The organism is Acinetobacter sp. ANC 4779 (assembly GCF_004331055.1).
Classification (GTDB): domain Bacteria; phylum Pseudomonadota; class Gammaproteobacteria; order Pseudomonadales; family Moraxellaceae; genus Acinetobacter.
Map to the genome: position 1 here is coordinate 213,299 of NZ_SJNU01000003.1, position 14,673 is coordinate 227,971.

16 protein-coding genes are annotated in these 14,673 nt (G+C 40.7%); 14 read left to right on the plus strand and 2 right to left on the minus strand.

The window, feature by feature from the left end:
• The first annotated feature begins 17 nt into the window (after nt 1–17).
• From E0H80_RS05700 to E0H80_RS05760, 13 genes are all read left to right on the plus strand, one after another.
• Complete coding sequence (locus E0H80_RS05700) at nt 18–1,091, plus strand: NAD(P)H-dependent glycerol-3-phosphate dehydrogenase (protein ID WP_131363941.1); 1,074 nt, start codon at nt 18–20, stop codon at nt 1,089–1,091.
• 77 nt (nt 1,092–1,168) lie between these two features.
• On the plus strand, nt 1,169–1,624 hold the full coding sequence (gene sixA, locus E0H80_RS05705; protein ID WP_131363943.1) for a phosphohistidine phosphatase SixA: 456 nt from the start codon (nt 1,169–1,171) through the stop codon (nt 1,622–1,624).
• 30 nt (nt 1,625–1,654) lie between these two features.
• Nucleotides 1,655–2,794 carry a type II secretion system protein GspL gene (gene gspL, locus E0H80_RS05710; protein ID WP_131363945.1) on the plus strand — a complete coding sequence of 380 codons (1,140 nt, stop codon included), beginning with the start codon at nt 1,655–1,657 and terminating at the stop codon, nt 2,792–2,794.
• Nucleotides 2,794–3,273, plus strand: a complete 480-nt coding sequence (locus E0H80_RS05715) for a type II secretion system protein GspM (RefSeq protein ID WP_131363947.1) — start codon at nt 2,794–2,796, stop codon at nt 3,271–3,273. Before gspL ends, E0H80_RS05715 begins: the two co-directional genes overlap by 1 nt.
• Before the next feature lie 90 nt (nt 3,274–3,363).
• Entirely contained in the window at nt 3,364–4,374 is a 1,011-nt protein-coding gene (locus E0H80_RS05720) for a quinone-dependent dihydroorotate dehydrogenase (protein ID WP_067864234.1), read from the plus strand.
• Nucleotides 4,371–4,958 (plus strand): CvpA family protein, encoded by a 588-nt coding sequence (locus E0H80_RS05725; protein ID WP_131363949.1) that lies wholly within the window; start codon nt 4,371–4,373, stop codon nt 4,956–4,958. The genes E0H80_RS05720 and E0H80_RS05725 overlap by 4 nt, the downstream gene beginning before the upstream one ends.
• 24 nt (nt 4,959–4,982) lie before the next feature.
• On the plus strand, nt 4,983–6,521 hold the full coding sequence (gene purF / locus E0H80_RS05730) for an amidophosphoribosyltransferase (RefSeq protein ID WP_067864228.1): 1,539 nt from the start codon (nt 4,983–4,985) through the stop codon (nt 6,519–6,521).
• A 132-nt stretch (nt 6,522–6,653) separates the two neighbouring features.
• Nucleotides 6,654–8,504 carry a M48 family metalloprotease gene (locus E0H80_RS05735; RefSeq protein ID WP_416224574.1) on the plus strand — a complete coding sequence of 617 codons (1,851 nt, stop codon included), beginning with the start codon at nt 6,654–6,656 and terminating at the stop codon, nt 8,502–8,504.
• 114 nt (nt 8,505–8,618) lie between these two features.
• The gene (locus tag E0H80_RS05740) at nt 8,619–9,287 is read left to right on the plus strand and encodes a hypothetical protein (RefSeq protein ID WP_131364053.1); all 669 of its coding nucleotides are present in this window, start codon (nt 8,619–8,621) and stop codon (nt 9,285–9,287) included.
• On the plus strand, nt 9,284–10,252 hold the full coding sequence (locus tag E0H80_RS05745; protein ID WP_131363953.1) for a 2-hydroxyacid dehydrogenase: 969 nt from the start codon (nt 9,284–9,286) through the stop codon (nt 10,250–10,252). The genes E0H80_RS05740 and E0H80_RS05745 overlap by 4 nt, the downstream gene beginning before the upstream one ends.
• A gap of 86 nt (nt 10,253–10,338) precedes the next feature.
• Entirely contained in the window at nt 10,339–11,778 is a 1,440-nt protein-coding gene (locus E0H80_RS05750; protein ID WP_131363955.1) for a M48 family metalloprotease, read from the plus strand.
• A gap of 49 nt (nt 11,779–11,827) precedes the next feature.
• Nucleotides 11,828–12,196, plus strand: a complete 369-nt coding sequence (locus E0H80_RS05755; RefSeq protein ID WP_131363957.1) for a GFA family protein — start codon at nt 11,828–11,830, stop codon at nt 12,194–12,196.
• A gap of 81 nt (nt 12,197–12,277) precedes the next feature.
• The gene (locus E0H80_RS05760; protein WP_131363959.1) at nt 12,278–12,637 is read left to right on the plus strand and encodes a hypothetical protein; all 360 of its coding nucleotides are present in this window, start codon (nt 12,278–12,280) and stop codon (nt 12,635–12,637) included.
• Between the two features lie 76 nt (nt 12,638–12,713).
• Here E0H80_RS05760 and E0H80_RS05765 read toward each other — a convergent pair whose 3' ends face one another.
• The gene (locus tag E0H80_RS05765) at nt 12,714–13,160 is read right to left on the minus strand and encodes a GatB/YqeY domain-containing protein (RefSeq protein ID WP_067864208.1); all 447 of its coding nucleotides are present in this window, start codon (nt 13,158–13,160) and stop codon (nt 12,714–12,716) included.
• Nucleotides 13,161–13,192: 32 nt separating this feature from the next.
• Nucleotides 13,193–13,408 carry a 30S ribosomal protein S21 gene (gene rpsU / locus E0H80_RS05770; protein ID WP_004652785.1) on the minus strand — a complete coding sequence of 72 codons (216 nt, stop codon included), beginning with the start codon at nt 13,406–13,408 and terminating at the stop codon, nt 13,193–13,195.
• 144 nt (nt 13,409–13,552) lie between these two features.
• Here rpsU and tsaD point away from each other — a divergent pair, with 144 nt between their 5' ends.
• Nucleotides 13,553–14,569 carry a tRNA (adenosine(37)-N6)-threonylcarbamoyltransferase complex transferase subunit TsaD gene (gene tsaD / locus E0H80_RS05775; protein WP_131363961.1) on the plus strand — a complete coding sequence of 339 codons (1,017 nt, stop codon included), beginning with the start codon at nt 13,553–13,555 and terminating at the stop codon, nt 14,567–14,569.
• Nucleotides 14,570–14,673 lie beyond the last annotated feature (104 nt).

Consider the following 14,673-nt stretch of genomic DNA (forward strand, 5'->3'; position numbering starts at 1 on the left):
GTCGAGATATAAAAAGAATGTCAGAGTTGAAATTTTCAGATCTAGTTGAACCTGTATGCTTAAATCAAAAAACGGCGTTACGCGTAACAGTGTTAGGTGGGGGAAGCTTTGGTACTGCAATGGCAAATACTGCAGTACGTAATGGTTGCGAGACCATGATCTGGATTCGTGATGAAGTTGCTGCAGCAGAACTTAATCAAACCCATATCAATAAACGATATTTACCCGATTTTACTTTGGAACCCGGTTTGAAAGCGGTATCTGATTTAGAAACGGCTATTTGTAATCGTGACATTATTCTAGTGGCGATTCCAAGCCATTCTTTTCGTGATGTGCTCAAACAAATTAAACCCTTTATTACTTCACAGGCCATTATCTCTTTAACCAAAGGTATTGAAGCTAAAACCTTTAGTTTTATGAGCGATATTATTCGTGAAGAATTGCCTGAAGTGCCTTATGGAGTGCTTTCTGGGCCGAATCTGGCCAAAGAAATTATGGCAGGACAGCCTGCAGGGACAGTGATCGCCAGTGAGTCTGAACTGGTGCGTTATGCAGTACAGCAAGCCTTACATAGTGCTTTATTCCGTGTCTTTGCCAGTGACGATGTGCATGGTGTGGAACTTGGTGGTGCTTTAAAAAATATTTATGCCGTCGCAATGGGGATGGCAGCCGCTTATAACGTGGGTGAAAATACCAAGAGTATGATTTTGACCCGTGCATTGGCAGAAATGAGCCGTTTTGCAGTGAAACTGGGTGCAAATCCGCTGACTTTTCTGGGTCTGTCTGGAGTGGGTGATTTATTTGCAACCTGCAGTAGTCCACTCAGCCGGAACTACCAAGTCGGGTTTGCATTGGGTTCTGGTAAGAGCTTGGATCAGGCAATCAAGGAATTGGGTCAAACGGCGGAAGGGATTAATACTATTATTCAGGTACGCAGCCGTTCAGAAGAACTGGATGTTTACATGCCTATTACCAGTGCTTTATATGATGTAATTTTTGAAGGCGCACCACCTTTAAGCATTGCACTTTCACTGATGAAAAATGGACATCGCAGTGATGTGGAATTCGTTTTGCCCCATCATGAAGTATAATTTTAAAATATTTGAATGAATAAGCGCTGTCATAAAGCTGGGTTATAATTGCTGCAGATTGAGAATAAGGAAATTTTATGCAACTCACTTTAGTCCGTCATGGTGAAGCTTCTGCTGCGGTCAATGGAAATGATGACAAACGTCCATTAACTAAACGAGGGCATAAGCAGGCACAACAAGCTGCAGAATATTTAAAGGACATGATTAAACCCGATGTATTGGTGGTGAGTCCTTTATTACGTGCTCAAGAAACTTTAGCCTATCTGCAACATTATTTTAATGATGTGCCTGTGTTGGTGTGTAATAAGATTAAACCTGAAGATGATGCAAAATCTGCAGTTGAGTGGTTGTCCCAGTTACCTTATGAATCAATTGTGGTGGTGTGTCATATGAATGTGGTGGCGCATATTTCCTCACTATTGACATCCGAGCCGTTCAATCCTTATGCTCTGGCTGAGGCGCGGATATATGAGCAAGCAGTGATTGCGGCTGGCTTATCAACACAATTAAAAAGCTTTATTCCAAACACATAAAATATTAATTAAAACGGCAGAAAAACATTAATGTTGTATTTATGGATGCCTGAAGCCAATGGGGTTTGGCAATGGTCGACTGGAGAGAACTGGTATCCAGTCTCTAGTCTTGAACATTTGATTCAAGAAACTCAAGCTTATCATGGGGAAGAAGCCGTCGTGTTTTTTCCAAGCCGTGATACGCAAATGCTGCATCAGACTTTAGCCAAATCACAATATAAAAAATTGGGTGTGGATGGGGTCAAGTATCTTTTAGAAGAGTTTGTGGTTTTACCCATTGATGCAATGAAAGTTTTACATCATTTTCAAAATCCAGATCAGTTGTTCATTTTGGGTGTAGCCAATAGCACAGTAGAAATGCTAAATCATGCTTTAAGCTTGATTCCGGTTAAAGTCATTTGCTTGTTGCCTGATTTTCTGATTTTACCTATTCCTGAAGCAGGTCAAACTGTTATAGCTAATATATCTGGGCGCTTGCTAGTACGTGAAAATGAATTTCTGGGAAATTCGGTTGATGACTTAGCCTTATTTTTAGATTATCAGCCGCCAGGACAACGTTATAAAATTAGTAATTTTAGTGCTGAGCAAATGCAAAGCCTTGAAGCGATGGTCACGCATGAGCAGACAGAATCTTTTCATTATGTATTGCCCGTCTTAAAAAAAGCCAAAGCTCATCCTTTTAATATCTTGCCGAAAGCGAAAAACAGCACTGGTGTTGCAGGGTATTGGAAAGCCTGTGCTGCCGTGTTGGTCGCTGCTTTGATAGTGCAGTTTAGCTATGATGCAACACGCTGGTATAAGTATAGAAAAGTGGCAGATCAGACCGCGCTACAAGCGATCGATCAATATAAATACTGGTTTGGACAGAGTAGTCGTGTCACCGAGCAGAATTTAAAAAGCCAGTTTGAAAGTCATGTGCGTTTGAATAAAAGTGCCAATACTCAAGCTTTGCAATTACTCAGTCGGGTGGGGCCGGTTTTAATGCAGAATCAAATTGTGGCGAAGCGTATCAACTACGATGCTTCAGTTTTAAATATGGAACTGAAAGCCAATTCTGCTACGGCATTGCAAACTTTAACGCAACAACTGAATCAGCAAGGGTTTAAAGTTGAATTAGGCAATATTCAGCCGAATGGCACGGGTGCAATTGGATTGGTGAAAATACAATAATGAATACATCAGAAAAACTGCAAAGCTCGATTGATCAATCCATCGAGAGAATTACCGATTATTTAGACCGGCTGTCTGTACGTGAACGCTATATGGTAATTTTTACCACTATTTTTGTTGTTGTTATAGCGATGGGTTCAGCACTTTGGTTTATGCATGCAGCAGCAAACAAGCAGCAAAACCGAGTTAATGATTTAAAAGACATGATGGTGTGGATGCAAAGTAATGCAGTGACCATGAAACCTGCAGATGATTTGCAGTTAACCGCAGCAGATAAAGTGCAACGTGTTGCCCAGCAGCAAGGGTTATCGGTTGCATCACAGCAAGTGGGTGAACAAATTCAAATTGTGGCAGCCCATGAAAATTATGCCATTTTGGCAAATTTTTTAACCCAACTCGCGCAAATGGGACTAAGTCTTGAAAAAATAGAATTCATTTCCGAGGCAGGTCAGATTAAATTAACAGCGACAGTGCAATAATAGGTAAAAATAAAGATCCGCTAAGCATGGCGTTTTCCATGGGCTATGCCTATAATATGGCGACTTAAAAAGCAGTAGACTTTTACAGATATGTTGTATTCTCTTGCCCGCCCTTTGTTGTTTTCTTTAGCACCAGAGCGTGCACATGAGCTGACACTATCGTTATTGAAATCAGCTCATCGCATGGGCATGATGCGTCAAAGCATTGCCTCTAAACCAGTGACTTGTATGGGGATTCAATTTCCCAATCCGGTAGGTTTGGCTGCTGGTTTAGACAAAAATGGCGCTTATATTGATGCCCTGGCTGGACTGGGCTTTGGTTTTATTGAAATTGGAACCATTACCCCGCGACCACAGGCGGGTAATCCTCATCCCCGTTTATTCCGTTTGCCTGAAGCCAAAGCCATTATTAACCGAATGGGTTTTAATAATGATGGCGTAGACAAACTGATTGAAAATGTCAAAGCGGCAAAATTCAAAGGCATTTTGGGGATTAATATTGGTAAAAACGCCGATACTCCTGTTGAAAATGCAGTCGATGATTATCTGATTTGTCTGGAAAAAGTTTATAACTATGCCTCTTATGTGACGGTCAATATTTCATCGCCGAATACCAAAAATTTACGCAGCTTGCAAAGCGGTGATGCGCTGACAGAATTGCTGGAAACATTAAGAAAGCGTCAGCTTGAACTGGCCGAAGAACATCAGCATTATGTTCCTTTGGTGCTTAAAGTTGCGCCAGATTTAACTGTCGAAGATATCGAATTTATTGCAAAGCAATTGATCCAGTTTAAAATTGATGGTTTGATTGTGACGAATACGACTTTGTCACGTGAAGGCGTGGAAAATCTCAAGCACGGTAATGAAGCGGGTGGCTTGTCGGGCGCACCGGTGTTTGAAAAAAGTACCGCTTGTCTTGCAGCATTTTCAAAAGCATTAAAAGGTCAAATTCCATTGATTGGGGTTGGCGGTATTTTGTCAGGTGAGCAGGCAGTTGCAAAACAAGCTGCAGGTGCAAGCCTTGTACAAATCTATAGCGGCCTCATATATACAGGTCCAACACTGGTTAAAGAGTGTGTTGATGTGCTAAATACTCCATGAATACACTGGATATCTTCATACTGATTATTTTGCTCATTGGAGGGCTTAACGGTTTGCGAAAAGGATTGATTTCAGCCTTTGCGAACTTGGTAGGATGGATTTTTGCACTCATCATCGGTGCAAAATATGCAACCATCCTGGCACCTTCGATGGTCTCACTCAGTGCAGATCCTGTGGTACAAAAAATTGCAGCTTTTGCATTTATTGTATTGGTCATGGTGGTATTAACCTGGATTATTACTGCATTCCTCAACAAGATATTAAAGAGTCTAAAACTGGGCCCGCTCAACAGACTGGCAGGTGGCGCTTTTGGCTCTTTAAAGGGTTTAATGATTGTACTTGTTACCATGCAGGGCATTGGTCCTTGGGTGGAAAGTTCTCCACACTGGAAACAGTCTAAATTTGTACAACTTCTTATCCCTTATGCACCATGGGCCGCCGAGCTTTCCAAAGAAGCCGCGCATGGAGCGCTCAATCATATCAAGTCCGATGAAGGTGCGCCGACATCTTCCGACTCATCGTCTGATAAAACGCAGAAACATGCAGCGCGTACAGATGAATCAACGAATAATCCTTTTTATTAATCCTAGCTTGTTTGCGAGGTTGCTATGTGTGGAGTAGTTGGTATAGCTGGTAAATCACCTGTTAACCAAATGTTGTTTGATGCATTAACGATGTTACAGCATCGTGGTCAGGATGCAGCCGGAATAGTAACTTGTCATGAAGGGCGTTTGTTCCTGCGTAAAGACAACGGTATGGTACGAGATGTCTTTCATACGCGTCACATGCGTGCACTGCTAGGTAATTACGGTATTGGTCATGTGCGTTATCCAACAGCAGGTTCATCAAGCAGTGCAGAAGCACAGCCGTTTTATGTGAATTCGCCTTATGGGATTACCTTGGCGCATAACGGTAACTTGACCAACGCTGAAGAAATTCACGATGATTTGTTTAAAACAGATCTTCGTCATATGAATACTGATTCAGATTCTGAAGTGCTTCTAAACGTTTTTGCGCATGAAATGCAAAAAAATGGCAAGTTGAATCCTGCTGCAGAAGATATTTTTCAGGTGGTTACACGGGTACATGAGCGCTGTAAAGGTGCTTATGGCGTTGTGGCAATGATCACCGGACATGGTTTGGTGGGCTTCCGTGATCCAAACGGTATTCGTCCACTGATTTATGGTTCGCGTGAAACTGAAAAAGGCATGGAATATATTATTGCTTCTGAATCAGTCGCCATTACTGCTTTGGGCTTTAAAGTTGAACGTGATATTGAGCCGGGTGAAGCAATTTTCATTACTTCAGAAGGCGAAATGTTTACCAAGCAATGTGCAGAAAATCCTGAATATCGTCCTTGTATCTTTGAATATGTGTATTTTGCACGTCCAGACGCAATCATAGATGGCATTTCAGTCTATAAAGCACGTTTAAAAATGGGTGAAAAACTTGCCTATAAAATTTCACGTGAGTGGGGCGAAGAACACGATATTGATGTGGTGATACCAATTCCAGATACATCACGTACTTCAGCTTTAGAGCTTGCCAATATCTTGGGCGTTAAATTCCGTGAAGGCTTTATGAAGAACCGTTATATCGGACGTACCTTCATTATGCCGGGTCAGCAACAACGTGAAAAATCAGTTCGTCAAAAATTGAACCCGGTTGAGCTTGAGTTTAAAGGCAAAAATGTTTTACTGGTGGATGACTCGATTGTTCGCGGTACAACCTGTAACGAAATTATTCAAATGGCACGCGATGCCGGTGCGAAGAAAGTGTTCTTTGCTTCCGCTGCACCGATGGTGAAATATCCAAACGTGTACGGTATTGATATGCCTGCGAAAGATGAGCTGATTGCATCCGGTCGTAGTGTTGAAGAAATTCGTGAAATTATTGGTGCTGACCGTTTGATTTTCCAGGATTTGGAAGATTTAAAAGGTGCTGTTCGCACCAGTAAAGTACCTGCATTACAAGAATTTGATTGTTCAGTTTTTGATGGTGTGTATGTGGCAGGCGGAATTGATGCAGCTTATCTCGATGAGCTTGAGCGTAAACGCAATGATTCTGCAAAAAAAGCTGTCAGTGGTTATATTGATGTCAATATTGATGCTGCATCGGTGGACCTTACTGGAGTGAAAGAAGAATAAAAAATTCTTCTTAATTCTATGAAAAGCGGGAATTTCCCGCTTTTTTAATTTATGATGTTTAAACAAAATACACTGTAATAAAGGATCTTCACATTGAAGAGTGCAGGTTATTCTTTTATTCAAAACAAAAATATGGTTTGGTCTGCAAGTGTTTGTGTACTTGCGGTATTGCTCACACTATTCATTTTAAATACGATCACGGGCTTGTGGGTATTTTATCTTGATCCTACCCAGTCTGTTTTTTGGCATGTATTAAGCCCTTATCTCATTGCGCTCTTGCTGAGCCTGATGACGATTTCTGTGTTGTATGAATTCTATGTCTTTCGTTCTGGGGGGCATTCGCTGACAAAGCAGTTGGGTGCGCGTCGATTAAGCTTAATCGAAAGTATTCCTGAAGAAAGTGTTGCCTTAAGAATAACCCAGCAACTTGCCGAAACCTTTTTAATTGATACTCCCGCAGTCTATGTACTGCCCGATGAAGTGGGGGTGAATGCACTTACGGCAGGTTTTTATCCAAGTGATATTGTCATTATTTTGACTTGGGGGGCATTGCAAAATTTAGATGAACTGGAACTTTATGGCTTGTTAAGTCATGAGTTTAATAAAATTTTATCCGGTGAAACGGCCGAAAATACCCGTCTAAAGATTCTCTACAGTAGTCTGACCACTTTTAGCCAGTGGGGCAGTAAAATTGCCAAGCTGGGTTTTACCAAGCATGGTCAAGCACATACGCATAAATTCGCAACTTTTTTTGTTGCGATGGGTGGGGTAATTTGGCTGATTGGAAGTCTCGGTGTTTTGATTGCACGATTTATTAAATATATTTCATTGGGTGGGCGAACATATAAAAATGATCAAAAAACCAAACGTCTGATTCAAAACGATGCCAATGTACAAACCTTATTAAGAATTTATGTCCATCATTCCGGCTCGCAAATTCACAGTGAATATGCGGAATCCATTTCTCATATGTGTTTTGCTAATTCTTTAAGTCCGCAAAACTGGATGAATATCCATCCGAGCATTGAGCAGCGTATTTATGAAATGAACCCAGGATTGGTGCAGGATTTACAGCTCGAAAATTTAAAAAAACTACGTAATCAGCCGCTGTTTAGTTTGTTCCGGTCACTGGATGAAATGAATAGTGAAATATATTCACCGTGGAGTTCCCCACAACCGCTTCCACTGTTGCGTTTATCACCGATTAGTTTTGCAATCAATGACGCGATTAAGCCTTTAAATCCGGCACTCCGAAATAATATACGACGCCCTGAGTTAATCCAGCGTGCCTTACAGACGGCGACAGGTTCGCGAGAAGTGATGGTGTCGATTTTAATGATTCGACAATATCGTGAATTTATCCCTGCAGATGCTGAAGTCAGTCGGGCGATTGTGGATTCATTGTTGAATTTAGATGGTCGAGTCCATATCTCTATTTTCTATGACGCCTGTAAAAATATTGGAGCAATGCCTGCCACCATTGCGCGGCAGTTTTTAATGAAATTGGCACGTATTATTCAAGAAGATGGTGAAATTGGTCTGCTAGATGCCTTGCTACTTGAATATGTGAAATTTGAACTCAATCTTCTGCCATTACATACACCAACGTCATTAGAAGAAGTGAAACCGCATATTGTGCGTTTGATTGATGCCTTATTGCATGTGCAGCAAATCAATAGCCTGAATCAGCTGGATGTACGTGAAAAGATTCTCAAGCGTGTATTAACCGCAAAAGAACTAGAAATGTATACCGAGATTTCTGATGAGCCGATTGATCTGGCAGAAATCTTAAATGATATTGCAGGCTTACTACTGCGTGACCGTTTAAGTATTTTAGGCATTGCTGAATTATGTTTGTGGAATGATCGTATTATCACCCAAGATGAACTGGATGTTTTGCAATTGCTGTATTGGCGTTTGGGTTTCGAAACGAATGAAATGGTTGAGCAAATGCAGAAAAAAAATAGTTTAATAATTGTATAAGCTGGATGAGATAAAATTATAGATGGGTGATGATTAAACTAATCTTTGAGAAAAGATCAGCAAAAGGCAACTAATCTCGTTAGAATACCAAGCATTCAATGGGTGATGAAAAAGATGATAGGGCATCAGCGTGACATACTGGCAACATTAGGAATCGATATCTGGGTTCCTCAGGGTGCTGTGTGCCAAAATATGCCATCCTCATCCATTTGGCGAGATCAGGCTGCACCTGAATATCTGACCGAAATTGTGGTTGCGAAAGCTCAAATCCCCCTAGCTCCACCTCCAAAGATTGAACTGCTTAAAACGCTTGATCGACCAGAACAACTCCCAACGCCACCGCTTGTTGTTAAAGAAGTTCAAGCTGAAGTTGTGTCTCAAGTGATTGAAGAGCGACCAGCACTTCACATAGCGGCTTTTCAATTGCAGGCTTTTGGTTTGCCACATTGTGTCATCGTGATTGATGCGACTGAACTGAGCACTGAACAACAGCAATTGTGGAATAATATTCAGCAAGCCGTTCAAGCGGAATATTATGAATTACAGTGGCCATTCCCTTTAATAAATTTCCAGGATGGGCGCGGTGCAGAAAGTTATGTACAAGGTTTTATAGATGCCATTAGTACGGATAAGAATATTATTTTTTTAGGGCAATTCCCTTATTTTAATCATTCAAAAAGTATTCATCTGGCTGGTTTGCAAGAGATGCTGGACCAGCCATTATTAAAAAAACGCTTATGGCAATTTATGCAAAAAACCAACCAAAACCCGGATGCTACATGAACAAGAAAGTTGTTGTTTTTAGTCAGTTAGATGCAGATGTGCTGCAGCGTTTACAAGCTCAATATCAGGTGGAAGTCATTAATCCAAAACTGGGGGATGTTAATCAGCAGATCCGCGAACAGGTTAAAGATGCAGATGCCATGATTGGTGCAGGGCGCCTGCTGAATGAAAGTAATTTGGCCAATGCACAACAACTTAAAATTATTTCCAGTGTTAGTGTAGGCTATGACAACTACGATCTTGCTTATTTAAATCAGAGAAAAATCTGGTTATCTAACACGCCTCATGTGCTTACGGAAACCACAGCCGATTTGGCTTTTACCTTGCTGATGAGTGCTGCGCGTAAAGTGCCTTATTTGGATCAATGGACCAAGCAAGGACAATGGAAACGTACCGCAGCTGAAGCACAATTTGGACGCGATATATTTGGTAAAACTTTAGGCATTATTGGTTTAGGCAATATTGGTGCTGCTGTCGCGCGTCGTGGCTTTTATGGCTTTAATATGAATATTCTTTATCATAATCGCCGTGAAAAGTTGGAATTGGCACAGCCTTTAAACGCACGATATTGCGGTTTAGATGAATTGTTACAACAATCAGATTTTGTAGTGCTCGCTGTCGATTTAAATCCAGAATCTAAAGCCTTGATCGGTCAGCCTGAGTTTGATCAAATGCAGCCGCATGCTGTGTTTGTGAATATTGCCCGTGGTTCTGTGGTAGATGAACAGGCATTAATTGAGACCTTAAAAGCAGGCAAGATTTTTGCTGCTGGGTTAGATGTTTATGCAAAAGAGCCTTTACAGGAATCAGAGCTTTTAAATTTAGATAATGTGGTAACTTTGCCACATGTCGGTTCTGCGACTGCAGAAACACGCAAAAAAATGGCTGAACTGGCTTATCGTAATTTGGTCGATGCGCTTGAAGGGCGAACACCGCCTTATGTGGTGAATGCTTCATTTTCTTAAAAATTGATAACACTTCATTGCAAATCCCTCCAATTTTCAATGTTATAGTCGGATAAATTGAGAAAAAGCAGTTTGAGAATATAACATTGAAACGGTTTTTATTGGCTTGCAGTATTGGTTTAGTCTCAATCATGGGGCCGACGCACAGTGCGAATGTGAATTCAACGCCACAGTTTAATATTCCTGAAATCGGCGCTGGAGTCGGTTTAATTGATCAACAAAAAGAAAAAATGATTGGCGAAAAAGTATTTCGCGAAGTTCAAAAACAAATGCCTGTGCTGCAAAATCCATGGTTGGAAGATCAATTGGTCAGTGTATTTTCCCATATTTTAAGTCAAACCCAGTTTGGGCAACCTATTGGTTTAGTCATTATCAATGACCCTCAAATTAACGCTTTTGCTGTTCCCGGTGGATTATTTGCCATTAATACAGGGATGGTGACCTCTGCACGAAATATGGATGAAGTGGCGGGAGTAATGGCGCATGAGGTTGCCCATGTATCACAACGTCATTACAGTCGCTCACAAGAGGCATTTAAGGGACAAGGTTTTCTGACACTTGCTGGGCTTTTGGTTGGAGCGTTGGTGGCTTCACAAGCGGATGGAGATGTAGGTACAGCAGTGATGTTGGGCTCGCAAGCTGCATTAATGGACAAGCAGTTGAATTACAGTCGTAACCAGGAACGTGAAGCAGACCGTATTGGGATGCAATACATGTATACCGCCGGATATAATCCGCAAAGTATGGCTGATTTTTTTGAGGTTATGGATCGGGCAACCAGTAAAGTCAGTTTTTTGCCGGATTTTTGGTTAACCCACCCACTCAGTACAGAACGGATGAGTGAAGCACGTTTAAGAGCCAATCAATTCCCAAAAGTAAAATCAAGTTTACATGATGAAGATTTTGAAATACTGAAATGGTACAGCAGGGTAATTTCGAATCAAGCCACCGAACAACAATTACAAATTTTAGCCAATCGTAAAAATTTTGCAGGACAGTTGGCGCTATCCGCTTTTTATCTCAAACAAGGCGACTATGTTTTAGCCCAGCAAGTTTTAGATCAGGCCAAGGCACAGCAGCGCTTAAATAATTTGCTGGTGCTCATTCAAACTGATATCTATTTGGGGCAAAATAAAACCGATGAAGCCTATAAAGCGATTCAGTCTGCCGCACGAATTATGCCCGAAAATCGGGCTTTGGCTTTTAAATTGGCGGAAGTATTGATTCGTCAAAAACAGGCTGCTCAAGCACAGAGCTTAGTTCAGCGTTTTACCAATAAGAATCCTCGGGATATTCAGGCTTGGCGCTTGATGCAACAAACTGCAAATATTGACCAGCAATCCCCATTTAGAACGGTCAATGTCCTGCGTTATCGCGCAGAAGTAGAATATTGGTCGGGTTGGGAAGAAAATGCGATTAAGTCGTTATTGCATGCACAGCGCTTGGTTAAAAATAATGAAGTCTTGTCGGCAAAATTAAAAATACGAATTAATGAAATGCAAAAAGAGCGACAGTTAAAAATTTAAATTAAATTCATTATTTTACATTTTGAATAATAAAAATAAGGAGTTAAGCGTGATAGAAGGTCAATGTTTATGTGGAATGGTGAAGTATCGATATCATGGTGAAGTTGAAAAAACCATCATATGTTACTGTAAAGACTGTCAAATGGCTCAAGGTTCAATCTTTGGCTGGAACAGTGCTTTGCAAAAATCAAAATTTGAAATTAGTAGTGGGATTAAATTTCTAAAAGAATATTTTCATAGCCCGAATAAGGCACGTGTTTTTTGCCAGGAATGCGGTAGTCCAATTTATTCTTATCGGGTAGATTTGCCTGAAATTATCCGCTTACGCTTGGGAACGGTCACTACTGGTGAATTACCGGCACCCATTGAGCAGGCTTATATTCAATATCAGCCATCTTTTCTACATATTGATGAATAAAATCTACCCTTATAAAAGCTAAGCATATGATAATATTGAGCCGTATTTATATTTCTAACGATTAACAAGATTGATTAAATGATGAAAAAAATATTATTTTCTTGTTTTCTAATTGGGTGCACGGCATCAAGTGTTGTCTTGGCAGGTGTTGAGCAATATGTATTATCGGTAGAAAAAATTTCTGAACAGTATAAGCAGGACACCAGAAATTTTTTCAGTAGCCTAGATGCTCAGCAAACCAGTTTCACACCCCAACAGCACGTTCAATTCTGCGGAATTGTGGGTAATTATGTGGAACAGTTATATCAAGCGGCAGATCGAAACCGGGATTCTTTAGATCGTAAATTTAGACAGATAACCAAGCAGGATGTAATTCATCAAGTGATGTTATCAAAAGAAATGCTGATTTTGAAAAAATATAATATTCAGTGTGATCTGTAATAAGAAGGGGATACGCTTGAACTGTCTTTAAATGAAGGCAGTTCAACGTTAAGTCAAGAATTATATAGAAGTAGGATTATGCAAGTTTAGCTTTAATTTTAGCAGAAACTTGTGCAGGATCGGCGCGCCCGGCTATGAGCGGACGCAGAGAATTCATCACCTTACCCATATCTTTCATGCTAGTAGCTTCTTGAGCAGAAATAGTCTGCGCAATGATAGAATCAAGCTCTTCCTCAGTCATAGCTGCTGGTAGAAATTGAGATAAAATCTCAAGTTCGGCTTGTTCTTTACTAGCTAAGTCTTGTCGATTAGCGCCTTCAAAGGCTTTAATCGAATCTTTACGTTGTTTAATTTGCTTTTCAATGACCGCAAGAACTTGAACATCGTCAAGCTCTTTACGCTCATCGATTTCGATTTGCTTAATTGCCGCCTGAAGACCACGTATTACCGTTAACTTTGACATTTCTTTGGCACGCATAGTTGCTTTCAAAACATCGGTTATTTGGTTTTTTAAAGTAGTCATTTATCTTGTCCAGGCAGTCAATCACAAATTAATTAGTAAAGGCGAGTAGTACGTACAGATTCACGCGTCAATTTCTTTTGATAGCGTTTAACTGCAGCAGCTTTTTTACGTTTACGTTCTTGAGTTGGTTTTTCGTAGAATTCGCGTTTACGAACGTCCGCTAAAACACCAGCTTTTTCGCATGAACGTTTGAAACGACGGATAGCTACGTCTACTGGTTCGCCTTCTTTCAATTTAACTTGTGGCATGAAGAATCCTCATAAGTTATGGATAAGATCTAGGCACGATTGCCTTAGATCACAAGTGAAGGACAGTATTTTACTCATTTACATCTCATACCACAAGTCTATAATAGCTTTAGCAATATTTAGATACGGGTAAAAGGCAGTTTAATGATCGTTCTTGGCTTAGAAACTTCTTGTGATGAAACTGGGTTAGCACTCTATGACAGTGAAGTCGGCTTGATAGGACAGGTGTTATATAGTCAGATTAAACTGCATGCAGAATATGGTGGGGTTGTGCCGGAACTGGCTTCACGTGACCATGTTCGAAAATTAATTCCTTTAATTAATCAATTGCTTGAACAAAGTAATATTGAGAAATCAGAGATTGATGCTATTGCATATACGCGTGGTCCAGGCTTGATGGGTGCATTAATGACGGGTGCATTATTCGGGCGTACTTTGGCATTTGCCTTAAATAAACCGGCCATTGGTGTGCATCATATGGAAGGCCATATGCTTGCGCCTTTATTATCTGCTACACCACCAGAATTTCCGTTTGTCGCTTTATTGGTCTCAGGTGGTCATACCCAGCTCATGGCAGCGCACGGTATTGGTCAATATGAATTGCTTGGCGAATCGATTGATGATGCAGCGGGTGAGGCTTTTGATAAAGTCGCGAAAATGATGGGCTTGGCCTATCCGGGCGGACCCAATATTTCAAAATTGGCACTGCAAGGTAGCGCAACAGCCTTTGATTTCCCGCGTCCAATGTTGCATCAAGGTCTGAACTTTTCTTTTAGTGGTTTAAAAACTGCGGTTTCAATCCAATTGAAAAAAGTCGAAGGTCAAAACCGTGAAGCGGATATTGCAGCATCATTCCAAGAAGCCTTGGTGGATACCTTGGTGAAAAAATCGGTTAAAGCACTGAAACAGACAGGGTTAAAACGTTTGGTAATCGCAGGAGGTGTTAGCGCGAATAAACGTTTACGTGAACGCCTGGAAGCAGATTTAGCGAAAATTCAGGCGCAAGTCTATTATGCAGAACCTGCTTTATGTACTGACAATGGTGCAATGATCGCTTTTGCAGGTTATCAGCGTTTAAAAGCTGGGCAATGTGAGGGTTTGGCGGTTACGACCACCCCACGTTGGCCGATGACAGAGCTTTCAAATCCAAATGAAGCTTAATGAGTGAAATTTCAAGATTTAAAAAAAGAGGCTGAAGTCTCTTTTTTATTTTAATGAGAACTGATTTTGCAAAAAATAATTGCATAGATCCATGCCTATATCAG

Coding starts and splice junctions, on each gene's coding strand:
- E0H80_RS05700 (WP_131363941.1), top strand. CDS start 18: ATGTCAGAGTTGAAATTTTCAGATCTAGTTGAACCTGTATGCTTAAAT.
- sixA (WP_131363943.1), top strand. CDS start 1,169: ATGCAACTCACTTTAGTCCGTCATGGTGAAGCTTCTGCTGCGGTCAAT.
- gspL (WP_131363945.1), top strand. CDS start 1,655: ATGTTGTATTTATGGATGCCTGAAGCCAATGGGGTTTGGCAATGGTCG.
- E0H80_RS05715 (WP_131363947.1), top strand. CDS start 2,794: ATGAATACATCAGAAAAACTGCAAAGCTCGATTGATCAATCCATCGAG.
- E0H80_RS05720 (WP_067864234.1), top strand. CDS start 3,364: ATGTTGTATTCTCTTGCCCGCCCTTTGTTGTTTTCTTTAGCACCAGAG.
- E0H80_RS05725 (WP_131363949.1), top strand. CDS start 4,371: ATGAATACACTGGATATCTTCATACTGATTATTTTGCTCATTGGAGGG.
- purF (WP_067864228.1), top strand. CDS start 4,983: ATGTGTGGAGTAGTTGGTATAGCTGGTAAATCACCTGTTAACCAAATG.
- E0H80_RS05735 (WP_416224574.1), top strand. CDS start 6,654: ATGGTTTGGTCTGCAAGTGTTTGTGTACTTGCGGTATTGCTCACACTA.
- E0H80_RS05740 (WP_131364053.1), top strand. CDS start 8,619: ATGATAGGGCATCAGCGTGACATACTGGCAACATTAGGAATCGATATC.
- E0H80_RS05745 (WP_131363953.1), top strand. CDS start 9,284: ATGAACAAGAAAGTTGTTGTTTTTAGTCAGTTAGATGCAGATGTGCTG.
- E0H80_RS05760 (WP_131363959.1), top strand. CDS start 12,278: ATGAAAAAAATATTATTTTCTTGTTTTCTAATTGGGTGCACGGCATCA.
- E0H80_RS05765 (WP_067864208.1), bottom strand. CDS start 13,160: ATGACTACTTTAAAAAACCAAATAACCGATGTTTTGAAAGCAACTATG.
- rpsU (WP_004652785.1), bottom strand. CDS start 13,408: ATGCCACAAGTTAAATTGAAAGAAGGCGAACCAGTAGACGTAGCTATC.
- tsaD (WP_131363961.1), top strand. CDS start 13,553: ATGATCGTTCTTGGCTTAGAAACTTCTTGTGATGAAACTGGGTTAGCA.